Consider the following 16,249-nt stretch of genomic DNA (forward strand, 5'->3'; position numbering starts at 1 on the left):
ATCTATGTTGAAATGGGCCCATCTGGGCCCATTTTTCTTGGCGTCACCGCGCTTGGAGCGCCGCAATCATATTGTAACTGCGCCGCACCACAGTAATCGCCGTGCCCCCAGCAACAGCCCACAGGGTCACCGGCAGGATCGACAGATCCCAAAGCCCTCCTGCCGCAATGTCCAACAGCGCTGCACCGGTGATCACCGCCATACGCTGCGGCTTGGCCATGGGCCCGCAAAAATCCGCTGCCAGCCCCTGCGCACTGCCCAATTCGCGCAGATAGGCGGTGCCAATCGCCAGCGCCGCTGCGGCCCACCCCAACGCAGGAAGCCCTGCGCCAATGCCCAGCCCCACAAAAATCACCGTGTCCGAAACACGGTCAGGTGCTTCATTCCAGAACGGGCCATCCGGCTGCCCATGCCCCCCTTCAACGGCCACCATGCCGTCAAACAGATTGCACAACAGCCGCATCTGACAGCCAAGCGCCGCCGCGATCAGACAAGCCACCTGCCAGCCGCCGTCGGTGATTGCAGTAAGCGCAAAGCTTGTGCCAGCGAGGGCAGCAAACACCATTGAGGCCTGAGAAATCAGATTGGGCGACACACCCCGCACAGACAACATCCGGGCGATCTGCCCCGCGATTTTAGAATTGCGGCTGGCAATGGGACGACGATCAGGCATGGCGGCTCAATGTGATTGTATAAAGAAGGGCATAGAGCGTGGAGACCGTATTGGGCACCACAAGGGTCATCAGCAGTTCGGGCGTACCTGCCATCTTGTGCAAAACCGTGAGCACGACAACAGAGACCAGAAAGGCCAAGGCCGCTGGCAGAACAAACCGAACCCATCCGCTGGTTCGCACAAACACCTCCTCCACAATGCGCTTCAGCAACAGCGTGATGACGGCCGTGATCGCGCCTTGAACCACACCAGCCAGCAGTGCTTGCGAAACTCCGTGATGGCGATTGGCAAAGACAGCCCATCCGCCCATCACCAGAAACCCACTTACGGAATGCAGGGCTTTGTTTTGTAAAATGCTCATACGGTTGACCAGAAATAGCGCACGATATGGAAGAAGATCGGCGCAGAAAAAACAACGGAATCAAGCCGATCCACAAAACCACCGTGCCCGGCGATTAGATGGCCCCAGTCTTTCACCCCTTTGTCACGCTTGATGGCCGACATGACCAAACCGCCAAAGAAGCCCATGATGGTGATCACGAAGGCGATCAAAAACGCCTGCCAGGGCGCAAAGGGCGTCATCCAATAAAGCGTCGCCCCCAGAAGGCTGGCAGAGATCACGCCGCCCAGAAACCCTTCCCAGGTTTTGGAGGGCGACAGGCTTGGCGCAATCTTGCGCCGCCCAAACAGCTTCCCAAACACATATTGCAATACATCCGATCCCTGCACGACAACCACCAGAAAGGCGATCAACAGGATCGAACGCCCCTCAAACCCCGGAATGTTCAGAGACAACAACGCAGGCACATGGCTGGCGGCAAACACACAGATCATCAAACCCCATTGAGTTTCAGACACCCGAGACAAGAACTGATCCGTCTCCCCCCGCAGGACTGAAATGATCGGCAGAAACAGGAAGGCATAGACCGGGATGAAAATCGAATAGAGCCCATACCAATCAATCCAGATCAGATAATACTGCACCGGCAGCACCACAAAAAACGACACCGCCAGCGCATAATGATCGGCGCGTGACTTGCTGGTTAGGGTCAAAAACTCCCGCATCGCGGCAAAGGACAGCAGCGCAAACAGGATCACCGCACCAGCACGCCCGAACAGCATCGCCAGTGACAAAAGCGCCACCATGGCCCACCAGGCATTGATCCGGGCCTGCAGGTTTTCAATCACCGGGTTCACCACCTCAGGCCCCTGCCGCTGGCGCAGCACATAGGCCACGGTGGAGGCAAGGATCAGCACGCAGAGCACGCCGCAAAGCAGCAGCAGAAATTCAAATGGTGCGGTCATGGTCATGATGGCGCCTCCTGATCTTTCAGTGCCAGAAGCGCGGCGCGGCTGCGCTCCAGAAATTGGGCCTTTTCTTCCCCCTCATGACGCCGCAGCGCGGCCCCAAAGCGCACCGTACACAGCAACGGCAGCGGCAAAATTTCGCCCTTGGGCATCACATGGTTGAGGTTTTCAATCCAGACCGGCACGAAATCCACATCCGGGCAGCTGTTGGCAAGATGGAAAATCCCCGGCTTAAACGGCAGAAGATCCTCCTCGCTCACATTGCGTGTGCCTTCGGGAAACAGGATCAGAGAACTGCCCTCCCGGACCGCCTGTGCCATTTGCTCGATAGGATCCTCCTGCCGGGTGTTCTGATTGCGATCAATCAGCACCGCGTTGAACACATCCCGGCCAATGAAACGCTTCAGCTTGGAAGACAGCCAATAATCGCTCCCGGCCACCGGGCGCGTCTGTTGGCGCAGGCGCAGCGGCAACGCGGCCCAGATCAGCACAAAGTCACCATTGCTGGTGTGATTTGCATAATAAACGCGTTGCACAGGGACAGGATCAACCCCGTCCCAAATGGCCCGGAACGCAGTCACGATCTGTGCAAACAGGACAATGGCACCAGCGGTCAGTCTGGAAAGTAAATTTTTCAAGGCTCAGCAAATTTCATTGTGTTTCTCGGCCGCACACTGTCACAGCCTCAGACACCTTTAAAGCATTATACTCACGTCCATCAAAATAACATTGAGTTAGGTTTTGGTGTCACAGATAGTTGGGCCTTGGCGTGAAATCTCAGTGGGGACCGCTGGGATCTACATCCGTCCTCTAAACGCGAAAATGGGCCCATGAAGGCCCATTATCTTACTCCAAAACAGCACCAGAATGCCAAATATTGAGGGGCGCCCCCTACATCCAGCCGTCCTGCAACTCAGCAAGCGTATCAAAGGCACCGTAGTGCACGCCGGCATCAACGGTCACATCGCCCGCCTCCAAAGCCCCATTCAACACGGTGATGGTGCCAAGGAAATCTTGATCATGGGCCCCATTGGGATTAGCGACAGTGCCCCCCTGATCGCTGATCAGAGTGATGAGGGTGTCATCCACATCGCCATCATTGTCTGCGTCAATCAAAGCGAAGCTCGCAGCAACCGTATGACCTTCAATCAGAATTGTGTCATTGCGCGCGTCAAAGTCGGTGATCACATCATTGCCGATGCCTTCAACCCAGTGATCATGCACGTTGTCATTCTCTCCGGCCACGCCATGCCAGTGGATGCGCCCAGTGTCATCGGTGTGCAACGCGGCAATCTCTTCGCGGGCATTGATGTCGAGCCGGAAATAGAAGGTATCCGCCCCCATTCCCCCGGTCATGACATCATCCGTGCCACTGGGATTGAAATCCTGATTGACGCGATCATCCGCATCGCCGGTCTGGGCAGGCACAGGCTCGCCTGCATCCGAGCGGGACTCCAAACGGTCATTACCATCGCCGCCCAAGAGCGTGTCCGCCCCGAGAAAGGACGACAACAGGTCATGATCGCCGCCGCCATCCAAAAGATCATTGCCGCCGCCATCGCGGATCTGATCTCGACCATGGCCTCCGGTCAGAACATCATTGCCAGCACCGCCATCAATCGTGTCGTTGCCCGCCTCACCATTCATTTGGTCGTGTCCATTGCCGCCTCTCATGAGGTCATGGTCTCCACCGCCATCGATCTGGTCATTGCCATCGCCGCCGTCGATCTGATCACGGCCATGGCCGCCGGTCAGGACATCGGCATTTGTGCCACCGTCAATCACATCGTTGCCATTACCACCATTGATTTGGTCACGGCCTATTCCACCAGACAGGATGTCATGGTCATCTCCGCCATCAATTGTGTCATGACCAGAGCCACCAGCGATCTGATCGCGCCCGTAGCCACCGGTCAACACATCTGAGCCTGTGCCCCCATCAATGCTGTCATTGCCGTTATCCCCGGCAATCGTATCATTGCCAGAGCCACCGCTCAGAGCGTCATGATCGCCGCCGCCAGATATGGCATCCCGGCCATTGCCACCTGAAATGACATCGCGCCCTTGTCCACCGCTCAGAACATCTGAACCTGTGCCGCCAAGGATCGTGTCATTGCCATTCTCGCCATCAATGCGATCAGAACCAGAGCCTCCGCTCAGCAGATCATGATCGCCACCGCCAAGAATAGCATCCCGGCCATTCCCGCCCTCGATCTGATCTTGGCCGTGGCCGCCGCTCAGCGTGTCGCTGCCGCTACCGCCATCCAGCGTGTCGTTGCCACCCTCGCCAGCCAGAAGATCGCTGCCCGAGCCGCCGCTGAGCACATCGTGATCCCCGCCACCGCTGATCTCATCCTGCCCGGCCCCGCCAGATATCTGATCGCGCCCATAGCCACCCAGCAACGTGTCATTGCCGCTGCCGCCATCAATCAGATCATTTCCATCATCGCCGGAAATCACATCATCGCCGCCTGCTCCGGCCAGCGTGTCATGGCCACCGCCACCATTGATCGTGTCATCGGTGATACCGCCCAGAATGCGATCCTCTGCGGATCCACCGCTGACATTCACCGCCAGCCCCTGCGCCACAGAGTTGGAGGCCACGAATTCTGCCAGCGTGTGCGCATCACCATGCAAGGCATGCGCATGGGTTGTGGTGTGCGCCGCGACCACATCAGCATCGGCATTCAAAACCGTGATCGTGCCCAGAGCATCCTGATCATGGGCACCATTGGGATCTGCGGCGGTGCCGCCCTGATCGCTGGTCAGGGTGATCAGCGTGTCGTCCACCTGACCATCTCCATCCGCATCAATCTGCGTGAATGCCACAGCCACCGTATGGGCTTCGATGGTGATGCGGTCTCCCTCGGCGGCATTGAAATCGGTGATGATGTCATCGCCAATCGATTCCACCCAGTGATCATGCGTGTTGTCGTTTTCACCGGTGACCCCTTTCCAGTTGATCACGCCGCTGGCCCGTGTGTGTTTCTCCACAATGTTGAGCCGCGCATCAATATCGCCACGGAAGTAGAACAGATCCGCCCCATCGCCACCGGTCAGCGTGTCATTGGTCTGTGTGGGCAGGAAGTAGCCATGCACCCGCCCCTCAGCATCCTCATCGCCCTGTAAAGTGCCCCGCGCAGCGATCCCCTGTGCCGGGATGGGTTCACCTGCGTCCGAACGCGACTCCAAAATGTCATTGCCTTCCCCGCCATCAAGCACATCCGCGCCCAGATAGGTTCCAAGGTGATCATTGCCCGCGCCCCCCGACAGCACATCATTCTGAGAACCATCGACAAGAACTTCGTCTTGATCGGCGCCCGACACAGAAAGCTCTGTATTGTTGAAATCATAATTGTGGCGCAGGTGGTGATTGGTGTGGCCTGAATGATGGTCCATGTGACGATCGTCCTCTCCTGAAATCAAATTACGCTTTGTTGTAGACTTTTCTTTGGGCTGCTGTGACTCAACCGTTATGCGTTTTTATGCACCCCTAAGCTGTGCAACCTAAGCGCTATATTAACCTTTGTTAACGCACCCCGCGTGCAGCTAAATGTATAAAACTTAAGGAAATTATGATTGATTGGGCCAATGCCCATATCTATTGCGCCAGCGCAGGCGCTTTGGACCTCAGGTGGTCTGTCTCAAACGATTTTCAGGGAGAAATCTGCAGGGTTCGGCCCGCGCGCTTCGCGGCCAACCGAACCCACTATTTTACTGTGGTTGCGGCGCCAGCGTGAACATTGCGCGCAGAATTTCACCCGGCTGAATGCCCGGCATGGTGGCACCGAAGATCCGCTGCATCACGCCCTGTGTATAGAGCTGCGACAGGATTGAGTCCACCAAAAGCCGAAAATCCGCATCGCCACGCGCCATGGCCAGCCCGTGCTGCTCGATGCTCAAAAGGTTTTGGCCCATCCGCAGGTTCTGTTGCTCCGGACTATTCAGCCAAAGCCCCGCCAGAATAGATTGATCGGCGAAATAGGCATCCAGTTTCCCACTTTCCATCGCCTTCATCGCAGAGGCATGATCATCAAAACGCACCACTTCCGCAAAAATTGCAGTGGCCGTCAGCGTCGCGGTCAGCGCAGCTTCTGTGGTGGTACCCGTACGCACGCCCAGCTTCTTGCCTGCCAGATCCGCAAAGCTCTCAGATCCGTTCAACGGCAAGAGCACAGAGGTGCCATCCGCAAACACAGGAATGGAGAAATCCACCAGATTGCGCCGTGCCAACGTAATGGTGGATGCCCCGCACAAGAGATCAATTTCGCCGCTGGCCACTTTCTCAAAGCGATCTTCGGTCGTGACCGGCACAAATTCCACATCAAGATTTTCGATCTTCAAGATCTGAACAATCCCCTGCGCCACTTCCACACAGACATTGGGTGTATACCCGTTCGGATTGCCATCCTCTGTCGCAAAGGACAGCGGCGCCGCATCGGTGCGATATCCCAATTTGAGCATTCCGGTTTCTTTGATCCGGTCAATCGTCTGCGCCCCGGCGGCACCGGCGATCAAAGCCCCTGCCAGAAGGGCGGTCATGAAAGACTTCATATTGTGTCCTGTCAAATACATGAGAATTTACGCAACCATCCCAGCTTCCTACATCCGCCACAAGGGACTTTTCTCGACCGCAGCGTCAACAGGCGGGGTCACGCTCTCTCAGAGGACCCCATCAATCCAGCCTGCCCTGTGCCATGCAATAAGGATGTACACCGCCTCGATCCTGCATCACCGTGACGCGTGCACCAAACAAAGACAGCACCAGATCCGCAGTGACCACATCCGCGGGATCCCCATCTGCCACGATCCGCTGATCCTTCAGTGCGACAATGCGATCGGCAAACCAACTGGCGTGATTGATGTCGTGCAACACCATAACAATACCGATCCCACGCTGATCCTTCAGATCCCGCAACAGGCTCAGCACCTCATGCTGATGTCCCATATCAAGATAAGACGTCGGCTCATCCAGCATCAACAAGCGCGGCTGCTGCGCGAGGGCCAGCGCGATCCAAACCCTTTGTCGCTCTCCACCGGACAGCGCATCAAAAGGACGATCCGCAAAACTCAGCAGCCCAGTCTGATCCAAAGCTTCTGACACCACGTGCTGATCCAGCATCGTATCAGATCTGCCGAACATGCCACGACGGGCAAACAGCCCATGCGCCACAATCTGCGCCACCGTCAGCCCGTCCGGCCCGGTCGGAGATTGTGTCATCAAAGCAATCTGCCGCGCAACCGCACGCCGAGGTGTCTTTGCCATGTTCCGCTCCGACAGCAGCACAGATCCGGCGCTGATCGGCTGGAGCCCTGCCATAGCGCGCAGCAATGTGGATTTGCCACAGCCGTTGGCTCCAATCAGGGCACAGATCTCCCCTTCGTTGAGCCGCAGATCAATGTCACTCAGAACTTTACGCCCGCCATAGCCCACCGACAGTTTGCGCGCCTCAAGCATGCTGCGTCCCCTTATTCATGCGCCTAATCAGCACAGCCAGCACCGGAGCGCCGAGCAAGCTTGTCATCATCCCCACGGGCACTTCCAAAGGGGGCGCGACGCTGCGCCCCAATACATCTGCACTGCAGACCAGAAGCGCACCAATCACCCCGCAGCCCATCAGATTGGCACCCACATCCGGTCCCAAAATTCTTCGCGCGATATGCGGCACGATCAATCCGACAAACCCCACCGTGCCCGCCACCGCGACTGCATTGGCCGCCAGCCCTGCTGCGGCCGCCAACAACAGCAGAGAACTGCGGCCTGGTGCGATGCCCAGCCCGCGGGCCGTATACACATCAAATCGCAACACGGACAAATGGCTGCGCAGCCCCCAGATCACCCCAAGCCCCAACAGGCCCCAGGGCAAGGTCGGCAAAATATTGTCAAAACTGCGCCCATAGAGCGATCCGGACAACCAGAGGATCGCCAGCTCGGTTCTGGATTCTGACAGGCTCAGCACCAGTGCCATGACAATCGCGTTGAGCACCGCCGAAACAATCACACCTGTCAGAATCATACGCACCGGAGAGAACCTGCTGTGAGGGGCGAAGCCACCGCTCAGCGCCAATACCAGTGCCGTGGCCGCAAAAGCCCCGATCAGGGCAATAACCGGCACCACCGCCATCGGAAGGTAAGACATGCCACCCGAGGCCGCGTCTGCTCCCGGCACAAAGGCCAGCGCCAGAGAAAGTGCGCCCACCACAGCCAGACCAGCTCCGCCAGACACGCCAAACAAGGTGGGATCTGCCAAGGGGTTGCGCAGCACTGTCTGAAACACCATCCCGGCGCAGCCGAGATATAGCCCCACAACAACCGCAGCCAACGTGCGCGGGGCACGATAGGTCATCACAATCAGTGCCTCGGGCTCCGGTTCCGCAGTCAGAAGATCCAAGAGTGAGGACCAGGCAACAGACACGGCACCAAACCGCAATGAGGCGACAGCAGCCAGCATTGTCAGCACCACCAGAAACAGCATGCGGACCGTGGGAAATGCAGGAGACAATCTCATGAGCTGCGCTCCACCCGTGGCAGAAGGGTCAGAAAAATCAGCCCGCCAATCACTGAAAGCACCACCCCTGCTGGCGCACGCCCATGAAACACCACCCGCGCCAGCGTATCTGCCCAGACCACCAAGGTGGCCCCGACCAGCATGGTGAGCCCCATCCAGACAAACGTACGGCTGCGATCCTTCAGACACAGCCGAACCAGATGAGGTGCCACAAATCCGACAAAGCCGATTGGCCCTGCCACGGCCACAGCACAGGCGGCCAAAACAACCGAGATAGACCCGACCAATATCCGCCATCGGCCCGCATTCAGCCCCATGGCAGCGGCCATATCATCTTCAAACAGCAACAAACGTAGCACAGGCGCACTCACCACAGCTGCCAGTGTCCCGACCAGAGCCCAGGGCCAAAACATCACAAACTCCGCCCAGCCGCGGTTGATAAAACCGCCGATCATCCAGAAATACAGCGTCTGCATCGAAGACCGCTCCAGCACCATCACCACACCGGTCGCCGCGATGAAAAAGACCGACACAGAAACGCCGCCCAAAATCAGCCGCCCCGGCCCATGGGCCTGCCCCGGCGCACCAGCAATGCACAGTGTCAGCGTCGCCGCCAGCATCCCCCCGCCGATACCACAGAGCACGATCAGGTCCGGCTTGGTCGACAGAAAGGTCAGTGCAAGCGCCACGCCAAAAGCGGCCCCGCCAGACACACCTGTCAGCCCCGGATCGCCCAGCGGGTTGCGCGTGACCACCTGTATGATCGCTCCAGACAAGGCCAGCGCCGCGCCCACTCCCAGCGCACAAAGCACCCGTGGCAGGCGCAGGGCCCGCACGGAAAAGGCGCTGTTGCTGCCATCATCCTGCCAGAGGTGGCCCAGCGCCTGCGCCAGCCCCGTGTCATGCGCCCCCCAAGACAGGCTGATCGCGGCGCCGAGCCCCATAAGGGCCAACAGCGCCGAAACAAGCACATAGGGAGGGATCCCTTTAGAGGTGGTCATTGGCCCTCAAACGTCACCGGCACCGCACGGGCAACCTCAGGCATGTCCGGCGCATCAAACACCTCCGGATAGATCAGATGTGCCGCCTCCCGCAGAACCAGCTCCCGGGCAATTGGACCGGAGGGTTGTGAATACTGATATCCCACACTGTAAAACTGCCCATTCTTATAAGCTTTGAGGCGCTCATAGGCCGGGCTGTATTTCGGGGTACCGCCATGAGAGATGAACATCAGGATGGCATCAGGATCATGCGCCAGAAGGTCTTCGGTCTCCAGCACGATGAAACCGGTATCCGGGCTTTCGCGATCGGCCAACATTCCCAGAGGATTTACGGTGCCAAGCGCTCCGATGATGTCCGTGGCGGTCAGACCATCCTGATACCCATAAAGCGTGTCTTGAAAGGACCAGATCACCATAACCTCACGCCCCTCCTTGGGCGCACGCGCGCCATACTCCTGCATCAGGGCAGAAAAGGCTTCATCAAGCTTCTGGGTCTCCGCCTGCGCACCCAGCGCCGTGCCCAACGTCAGCACGGATTTCAACGCATCCTCCAGACGATAGGAATCAAACGTCAAAAAACGGCTGAAGTGCTCAATCTGCTCCGCATAGGGCGCATTGTAGGAGGTCATGCCAATCGTCAGATCAATATCAGAGCTCGCCAGCATCTCCAGATTGGGTGCCGTTATATCGCCAAGATCCATCACCCCATCCAATGCATCTCCCAGATATACCGGCATCTTGGCCTCATAGGTTGTCACACCAGTGACGGGCCGCCCTAAGGCCACCATAAGATCCGCCGCCGGTGTCCAAAGCGCCACAACGCGCTCTGGCTGATGTTCAAAGGAAACCTGTTCCCCGCGGTCATCCGTTACCGTCACAGGGAAGCTGTCCGCCCCTGCGGGCAGCGCCATGCAGAACATGACAGGCAAAAGTGACAAGAAAGAAGTGCGTTTCAGCATGCGTTTGGTCCTCAGTTCATGCGCCAGTCGGCAGCATTGGTTTTACGATCAATCATCCGGGCATAGAGACCGCCCTGCGCCATCAGGCTGTCATGGTCGCCCCGCTCGGCAATCTCGCCCGCCTGCAGCACCAAAATCTGATCCGCAGCGCGGATCGTGGTGAGCTTATGGGCCACGACAATCAGAGTTTTCTCCGCAATCAGCGCGGACAGAGCACGCTGAATCGCAAGGTCATTGCTGGGATCCAGCGCCGCCGTCACCTCATCAAGCAGGATGATCGGTGCGTTTTTCAGAATGGCGCGGGCGATGGAGATACGCTGGCGCTCCCCCCCCGAAAGACGCGCGCCCCCTTCGCCCACATCCGTGTCATAGCCATTGGGCAGCGCGGTGATGAAATCATGCGCCTGCGCCGACCGGGCTGCAGCTTCAATCTCCGCCTGTGTGGCCCCATCACGCCCAGCCGCAATATTGTCTCGGATGGAGCCGCCAAACAGATAAACATCCTGAAACACCATACTGACCAAAGCGCTGTGATCCGGCACAGCCATATGGCGCAGATCGGCACCGCCCAGATGGATGGCGCCATCGCTGACATCCCAGAACCGGGCAATCAGATTGAGGATCGTCGACTTGCCCGAGCCGGAGGGGCCGACAATTGCCGTCATCGAACGGGGCGGCACTTCGAAATTGACATCCTTGAGCACCGGCGAGTCTGCATCATAGCCAAACTGCACGGCCTCAAATTTCACGGATCCGTCCACAGGCACCTGCACCTCGGCGCGTTGCGCCAATGGCGCCGCCGCCAGCGCCGTTTCCAGCCGTTCCAGAGAGGCCTCGGCAATCCGGATGCGCTCAAACACTGCCACCAGCCCAACCAGCGGACCATACACCGAAAACATCAACACCAGCGCCGTGATCAACTCCGCATGCGATGCCTCCGCCAAACGCAGCCCCGCAACAGCCACCACCAGAGGCATGCCCAGCATGATCACTGCAGCAAAGCTCAACATCGGGGCCACCAGCGTCAGCACCATCTTGATGGAGATTTCCCGAAACCTATCCAGCGCGGCGCGAAACAGAGCCTGCCCCTGCGCCATACGGTTGTAGCTGCGGATCACATCAATGCCCTGCATATACTCCACCATCACACCTCCGGCCTCAGCCTGAATGATCTGACGTTCCAGCCCGATATTGCCAAAGCGGTGGCGCAGATAGAGGGACAGGGGCACCGCGATGCAGATGCTCACAAACATGGTCAACGCCAGAGCCCAGTCACGCGTCGCCATGAACAGCAAGGCCAGAAATGGCAACGAAAGCGCTTGAATGACCTTGGCCAGCCCGTCTGATAGAAAGCTTTCGATCATCGCGATATCGGCGGTCAGCAACGTCAGACTGTCGCCCTTGTGTCGCGACAGATGGAAACCCATGGGCAACTTGGCCAAATGCGCCAAAAGAGTCAGGCGCAGGTTGCATCCCACCTGAAACGACGCGTCCCAGGCACGTGCCACCGAGAGAAAAGAAAACGCCAGTTGTCCCACAAGCGACAGCCCCATCAGCCCGGTCACCTGCCAGGCCCAGGCCACAGTCATCGTCTGTCCCGCAATCAAACCCGTGATCACCCAGATCACCGCACCATAGGCCAGTCCTAATGACAGAGACTGACAAAATCGAAACAGCACAGACAAAGCCAGTGGCCGACGCAGCTCTCCTGCCAAACGCCAGACGCGCACCAAGGTGGTCAACTCAGACATACGCTCAGCCATTCTGCGCCCCTCCGATCAATATGGTTGCACCAGCATCCGTGTAGTCACGCCACATCTGCGCATAGAGCCCCTCCTGCGTCAGCAACGTCGCATGCCTCCCCTGTGCCACGATGCGCCCCTGATCCAGCACCACGATATTGTCGGCATGGGTGATCGTGTGCAGCCGATGCGCAATCACGATCAGGGTTTTGTCCTGCGTCAGTGCGCTGATTGCGGCCTGAATTTCGGTCTCATTGTCCGGATCGGTAAAGGCCGTGGCTTCGTCCAGAATAACAATGGGAGCCTTCTTAAGCATGGCCCGCGCAATGGCGATCCGCTGACGCTCCCCGCCGGACAGCAGTTGCTGTCCCTGCCCGATCACCGTGTCATAGCCCTGCGGCAGGGCTGTGATGAATCCATGCGCCTGCGCCGCCTCCGCCGCCGCGCGCACCTCCGCATCGCTGGCCTCCGGATCGCCATAGCGAATATTGGCGGCCACTGTATCGGTGAACAGGAAGGGATCCTGAAACACCATGGCTGTGTCCGCCATCAGCCGTGACAGGCCAATATCCTGAGTATTGCGCCCAGCAATCGCAATGCTGCCCCGGTCAATTTCCAACAGTCGGGGAATAAGTCGGGCCAGCGTGCTTTTGCCAGAACCCGACGGCCCCACCAATGCTGTGGTGGTGCCCGCTTCTGCGGTCATGCAGATGTCATGCAGCACGGTTTGCGTGACATAAGAGGCTTCCGCGCCGTCAAACTGCACCCGATGGCCGTCCAGCGCGCGCGCGTCGCCACTGTCATGCTGTGGGGCCTGATCCAGCAGGCGCTGCGCCGTGACCGCGGTGATGGAGATATGTGCAAAGTGATGAAACAGATCAAACAACCGCATCAGAGGCGTAGAGTAGTTTGCCCCCAAAATCACAAAGAACAGCAGCGTGGTCAGATCAATCTCACCCGAATGCATCAACCAGACGCCCACCGTCAGGATCACCGTGATATTGGCGAGGATCAGCGCATAGAAAGAGCCCCCCATCGGCACAAATGCGCGCCCCATGGCGCTCTGCACATCCGAAAGCCGAATGATGGCGCGGCTGATGCTGGCCTGACTGTCGAGCGTGGCGTTGAACATTTTCACCACCGGCAGCCCGGCCATGAATTCGGCCATGGCGGCGTTCATTTCCAGATTGCTGCGCTGCACCTCTTCCACGGATTTGTAAGACAGCCGGATGGCAATACTCATACAAATAAAGGCAATCGGCGTCAGGGCAATCGCGGCCAGTGCCATCCGCCAGTCCACGTAAAACAGCCAACAGCTCATCACCAGCCAGGTGATCATTGCGCTGGCCCCTTCCGGGATGGCATGGGCCACCATCAACTCCAGCTTTTCCGGCTCCGTTATGATAGTCTGTTTGGCCTCGCCGCTGCCCATGCCAGACACCCGATCCAGCGTCAGCCGTGCCAGATGATTGGCCAGTCGCATCCGCAGGTCATAGATCAGGTTGAAAGCAATGATATGCGACTGCCGCGTGGCCAACCCGAAACAGGCGTAGCCCAACGCAATCGCAACACTCATGCCCCCCGCCAACCACAGAAAAGAGGCGCTGGTCTGCGCCCCCTCTGCAACCATGGCAATCAACTTGTAGACCGCAAGGATGGGCAACATCTCCATCAGCACCGACACCGTCGCCAGTGCAATGGAGCCTGCCATCCGCCCCCGCTCCGCCCGCAGGGCGCCTGTGACCAGCGAGAGACTGGACAGGAACCCGGTCTTGGGCGCAGCTTCTACAGAGACTTGCCCCTGATCCATGCTCTGCGACCTCACCACATGCTCTTAAGCGTGATGCCGAACTTGCGCCCTGGTGTGGCGATGCCGAAATTGTTGCCACCAAACAGGAAGTAGTCGCTCAGGATTTCCTCATCCAAGAGGTTTGTCGCCCAGAGGCTGGCCTCCCAGTTGTCACCGCGCACACCAATAGAGGCGTCCACGATATGGCTGTCCGGCTGTCGATAAGCGCCTACAGGATCAAAGGAATAATCACTGCGATAGGAATACGAGCCATTGGCAATCAGGCTGAGCCCATTGGCCATCGGACGCTCCCAGTCCAGCGTCAGGCTGGCCGAATGCTTCGGCGCAAGCGGGATGTCATTGCCAGAGTAATCAACCGTCTGGTTCGATCCGGTGCTCGAAGAGAAATAGGTATAGACAAAATCATCATAGGTTGCGTCCAGATACCCATAGCTGGCACCCAAGGAGAGATCCGAAGAAAGATCCGTGCGGAAGGCAATTTCCAGGCCCTGGGACGTTGCCGAAGAGGCATTGGCCGTGACCCGTTGGAAGTCGGAGATAAACACATTGGCGTGCTGGTCCTGCCAATCAGTGTGGAACAAGTTCACCTCAAGCCAGCCCGCCTCGTTGAACACCGGTGTTTTCACCCCAACTTCATATGTGTCAGAGGTTTCCGGCTCAAAGGTGTTCACATCGCCATTGGCATCAAAGAACTGCGAGATCCCGCCAGACTTGAACCCGGACGCCGCCCGCGCATAAAGCAGCCCGCCATTGCCCAGACGGTAGTCCACGCTCAGCTCGGGGCTGAAGTTTGTGAAATCCACATCCGCTCTGCCCGATGTGGGCGTGCCGTAGAAATTGGTGCCAGAGGCGCTGGCCACCTCCAGATCACCCTTCTTGCTTTCATAGGTGTAACGCCCCCCCAGCGTCAGCCCCAACCGCTCGCTGGCCTGATAGGTGATGTTCCCGAAGGCCGCGACACTCTTGCCATCCAGTTTCAGGATGTTGCGGCTTGTCATGTCCGACGGCACGCTGGCCAGTTCATAAAACTGATAGCCGTCATAATCCTCTTTCATAAAGAACAGTCCGGCGTTCCAGCTGATTTCCCCGGCCCGCAGATCACCTTGATTGTTGGAGGTCAGCCGAAATTCTTGTGTAAACTGCGTCTGGTCCTGAATTTGCCCCTGCTGCAACTCATAGGCGCCGTTGGCGGGATCATAAGGACCGGATGTGAAATCCCCATCCAATGCCCAATCCTGATCAAAGCCACGCACAGCGGTGATCGAGGTCAGCGTGGCAAAATCCATGTCATGATCCAACCGCAGCATGCTGCCATAGCGTTTATTGTCACGATGGGCCGGATAATCCAGATCCGATTGGTGATTGAGCGCAAGGTCCAGCGGTGCCCAGCCGCTCTTGCCATCGTCATCCACATTTTCCCCATCCAGGGTGAATTTCAGCTCAGTACGCTCGGTCAATTGCCCCATCAGCGTAAACCTTCCGCTGAACGCCTTAATGCCGAGATCATCCTCACCCGTTGGCAGGTTGCTGATGCCATCAGGCTGTTTTGTCAGGCTCAGGAACGTGCGGCTGAGCCAGCGCCCATCTTCGGACAACGGGGTGTCCAGCCCACCACGCAAACGAAAATATCCGTCCGACCCGACAGAGACCTCGGCCTCTCCCGCCAAAACCTCACCGGGCTCTCGGCTGACCAGATTGATCGCGCCGCCAATGGTGTTGCGACCATATAGGGTCGCCTGACTGCCGCGCACCACTTCAGCGCGCTCCAAATCATCCAGATAAATTGGCGCTGCATAGGCACTGCCGAGGTAAACCTCATCCGCAAACAGCCCCACGCCCACTTCGCTGCCCAGACCCTGCACTGACTGAGACCCTACGCCACGAATAACGAAGGACGCACCATCGCCATCAGACACCATAATATTCGGCGTTGCCTTGGTGAGATCCCCCAAACGGTCTGTCCGGCCTGTGCCCATCTCCTCTTCAGTGACCACGCTCACAGGCACTGGCGTTTCGTCCAGCCGCTCTTCAACGCGGCGCGCAGAAACAACAATCTCTCCCAATGAGAATGTTTCATCATCTTCAAAGGTCACGTCCTGCGCCAGCAATGGCGCAGGTGCCAGAAAGAGCGCCACTGCGGTGGACTGCAGCAGCGCCGCATAAAACCGCGAAGGTGCGCGCGAAGAACTAAAATGATGTGTCATAGTGGCTGTCATCCCATATTGCCCGGAGCGACGGCCTGACCTG

At 58.1% G+C, this 16,249-nt stretch carries 13 protein-coding genes; all 13 read right to left on the bottom strand.

The features are described 5' to 3' along the window. Positions 1 to 43 precede the first annotated feature (43 nt). Positions 44 to 673, bottom strand: a complete 630-nt coding sequence (locus J7382_RS00750; protein WP_209066448.1) for a CDP-alcohol phosphatidyltransferase family protein — start codon at positions 671 to 673, stop codon at positions 44 to 46. Next, positions 666 to 1,034: a hypothetical protein gene (locus J7382_RS00755; RefSeq protein WP_209066449.1), complete on the bottom strand. Its 369-nt coding sequence runs from the start codon at positions 1,032 to 1,034 to the stop codon at positions 666 to 668. Before J7382_RS00755 ends, J7382_RS00750 begins: the two co-directional genes overlap by 8 nt. Then, the gene (locus J7382_RS00760) at positions 1,031 to 1,984 is read right to left on the bottom strand and encodes a phosphatidate cytidylyltransferase (RefSeq protein ID WP_247744768.1); all 954 of its coding nucleotides are present in this window, start codon (positions 1,982 to 1,984) and stop codon (positions 1,031 to 1,033) included. Before J7382_RS00760 ends, J7382_RS00755 begins: the two co-directional genes overlap by 4 nt. After that, on the bottom strand, positions 1,981 to 2,619 hold the full coding sequence (locus J7382_RS00765) for a lysophospholipid acyltransferase family protein (RefSeq protein ID WP_209066451.1): 639 nt from the start codon (positions 2,617 to 2,619) through the stop codon (positions 1,981 to 1,983). The genes J7382_RS00760 and J7382_RS00765 overlap by 4 nt, the downstream gene beginning before the upstream one ends. Positions 2,620 to 2,872: 253 nt before the next feature. Then, positions 2,873 to 5,380 (bottom strand): calcium-binding protein, encoded by a 2,508-nt coding sequence (locus J7382_RS00770; protein WP_209066453.1) that lies wholly within the window; start codon positions 5,378 to 5,380, stop codon positions 2,873 to 2,875. A gap of 315 nt (positions 5,381 to 5,695) precedes the next feature. Then, the gene (locus tag J7382_RS00775; protein ID WP_209066455.1) at positions 5,696 to 6,535 is read right to left on the bottom strand and encodes an amino acid ABC transporter substrate-binding protein; all 840 of its coding nucleotides are present in this window, start codon (positions 6,533 to 6,535) and stop codon (positions 5,696 to 5,698) included. Between the two features lie 121 nt (positions 6,536 to 6,656). Continuing rightward, a complete protein-coding gene (locus tag J7382_RS00780) occupies positions 6,657 to 7,439 on the bottom strand; it encodes an ABC transporter ATP-binding protein (protein ID WP_209066456.1) in 783 nt (260 codons plus the stop codon). Then, the gene (locus tag J7382_RS00785; RefSeq protein WP_209066457.1) at positions 7,432 to 8,490 is read right to left on the bottom strand and encodes an iron ABC transporter permease; all 1,059 of its coding nucleotides are present in this window, start codon (positions 8,488 to 8,490) and stop codon (positions 7,432 to 7,434) included. The genes J7382_RS00780 and J7382_RS00785 overlap by 8 nt, the downstream gene beginning before the upstream one ends. After that, the gene (locus J7382_RS00790) at positions 8,487 to 9,491 is read right to left on the bottom strand and encodes an iron ABC transporter permease (RefSeq protein ID WP_209066458.1); all 1,005 of its coding nucleotides are present in this window, start codon (positions 9,489 to 9,491) and stop codon (positions 8,487 to 8,489) included. The genes J7382_RS00785 and J7382_RS00790 overlap by 4 nt, the downstream gene beginning before the upstream one ends. Then, positions 9,488 to 10,450: an ABC transporter substrate-binding protein gene (locus tag J7382_RS00795; RefSeq protein WP_209066459.1), complete on the bottom strand. Its 963-nt coding sequence runs from the start codon at positions 10,448 to 10,450 to the stop codon at positions 9,488 to 9,490. The genes J7382_RS00790 and J7382_RS00795 overlap by 4 nt, the downstream gene beginning before the upstream one ends. An 11-nt stretch (positions 10,451 to 10,461) precedes the next feature. Then, the gene (locus tag J7382_RS00800; protein ID WP_209066460.1) at positions 10,462 to 12,213 is read right to left on the bottom strand and encodes an ABC transporter ATP-binding protein; all 1,752 of its coding nucleotides are present in this window, start codon (positions 12,211 to 12,213) and stop codon (positions 10,462 to 10,464) included. Continuing rightward, positions 12,206 to 14,017, bottom strand: coding sequence for an ABC transporter ATP-binding protein (locus tag J7382_RS00805; protein WP_209066461.1), 1,812 nt, complete (start codon positions 14,015 to 14,017; stop codon positions 12,206 to 12,208). The genes J7382_RS00800 and J7382_RS00805 overlap by 8 nt, the downstream gene beginning before the upstream one ends. Beyond that, positions 14,014 to 16,206, bottom strand: a complete 2,193-nt coding sequence (locus tag J7382_RS00810; protein WP_209066463.1) for a TonB-dependent receptor — start codon at positions 16,204 to 16,206, stop codon at positions 14,014 to 14,016. Before J7382_RS00810 ends, J7382_RS00805 begins: the two co-directional genes overlap by 4 nt. Between the last annotated feature and the right edge of the window lie 43 nt (positions 16,207 to 16,249).

The organism is Shimia sp. R11_0 (assembly GCF_017744035.1).
GTDB lineage: Bacteria > Pseudomonadota > Alphaproteobacteria > Rhodobacterales > Rhodobacteraceae > Shimia > Shimia marina.

Excerpts from the sequence above, each read along its gene's own strand:
- J7382_RS00750 (WP_209066448.1), bottom strand. The coding sequence starts at position 673 with ATGCCTGATCGTCGTCCCATTGCCAGCCGCAATTCTAAAATCGCGGGG.
- J7382_RS00755 (WP_209066449.1), bottom strand. The coding sequence starts at position 1,034 with ATGAGCATTTTACAAAACAAAGCCCTGCATTCCGTAAGTGGGTTTCTG.
- J7382_RS00760 (WP_247744768.1), bottom strand. The coding sequence starts at position 1,984 with ATGACCATGACCGCACCATTTGAATTTCTGCTGCTGCTTTGCGGCGTG.
- J7382_RS00770 (WP_209066453.1), bottom strand. The coding sequence starts at position 5,380 with ATGGACCATCATTCAGGCCACACCAATCACCACCTGCGCCACAATTAT.
- J7382_RS00775 (WP_209066455.1), bottom strand. The coding sequence starts at position 6,535 with ATGAAGTCTTTCATGACCGCCCTTCTGGCAGGGGCTTTGATCGCCGGT.
- J7382_RS00780 (WP_209066456.1), bottom strand. The coding sequence starts at position 7,439 with ATGCTTGAGGCGCGCAAACTGTCGGTGGGCTATGGCGGGCGTAAAGTT.
- J7382_RS00785 (WP_209066457.1), bottom strand. The coding sequence starts at position 8,490 with ATGAGATTGTCTCCTGCATTTCCCACGGTCCGCATGCTGTTTCTGGTG.
- J7382_RS00790 (WP_209066458.1), bottom strand. The coding sequence starts at position 9,491 with ATGACCACCTCTAAAGGGATCCCTCCCTATGTGCTTGTTTCGGCGCTG.
- J7382_RS00795 (WP_209066459.1), bottom strand. The coding sequence starts at position 10,450 with ATGCTGAAACGCACTTCTTTCTTGTCACTTTTGCCTGTCATGTTCTGC.
- J7382_RS00800 (WP_209066460.1), bottom strand. The coding sequence starts at position 12,213 with ATGGCTGAGCGTATGTCTGAGTTGACCACCTTGGTGCGCGTCTGGCGT.
- J7382_RS00810 (WP_209066463.1), bottom strand. The coding sequence starts at position 16,206 with ATGACACATCATTTTAGTTCTTCGCGCGCACCTTCGCGGTTTTATGCG.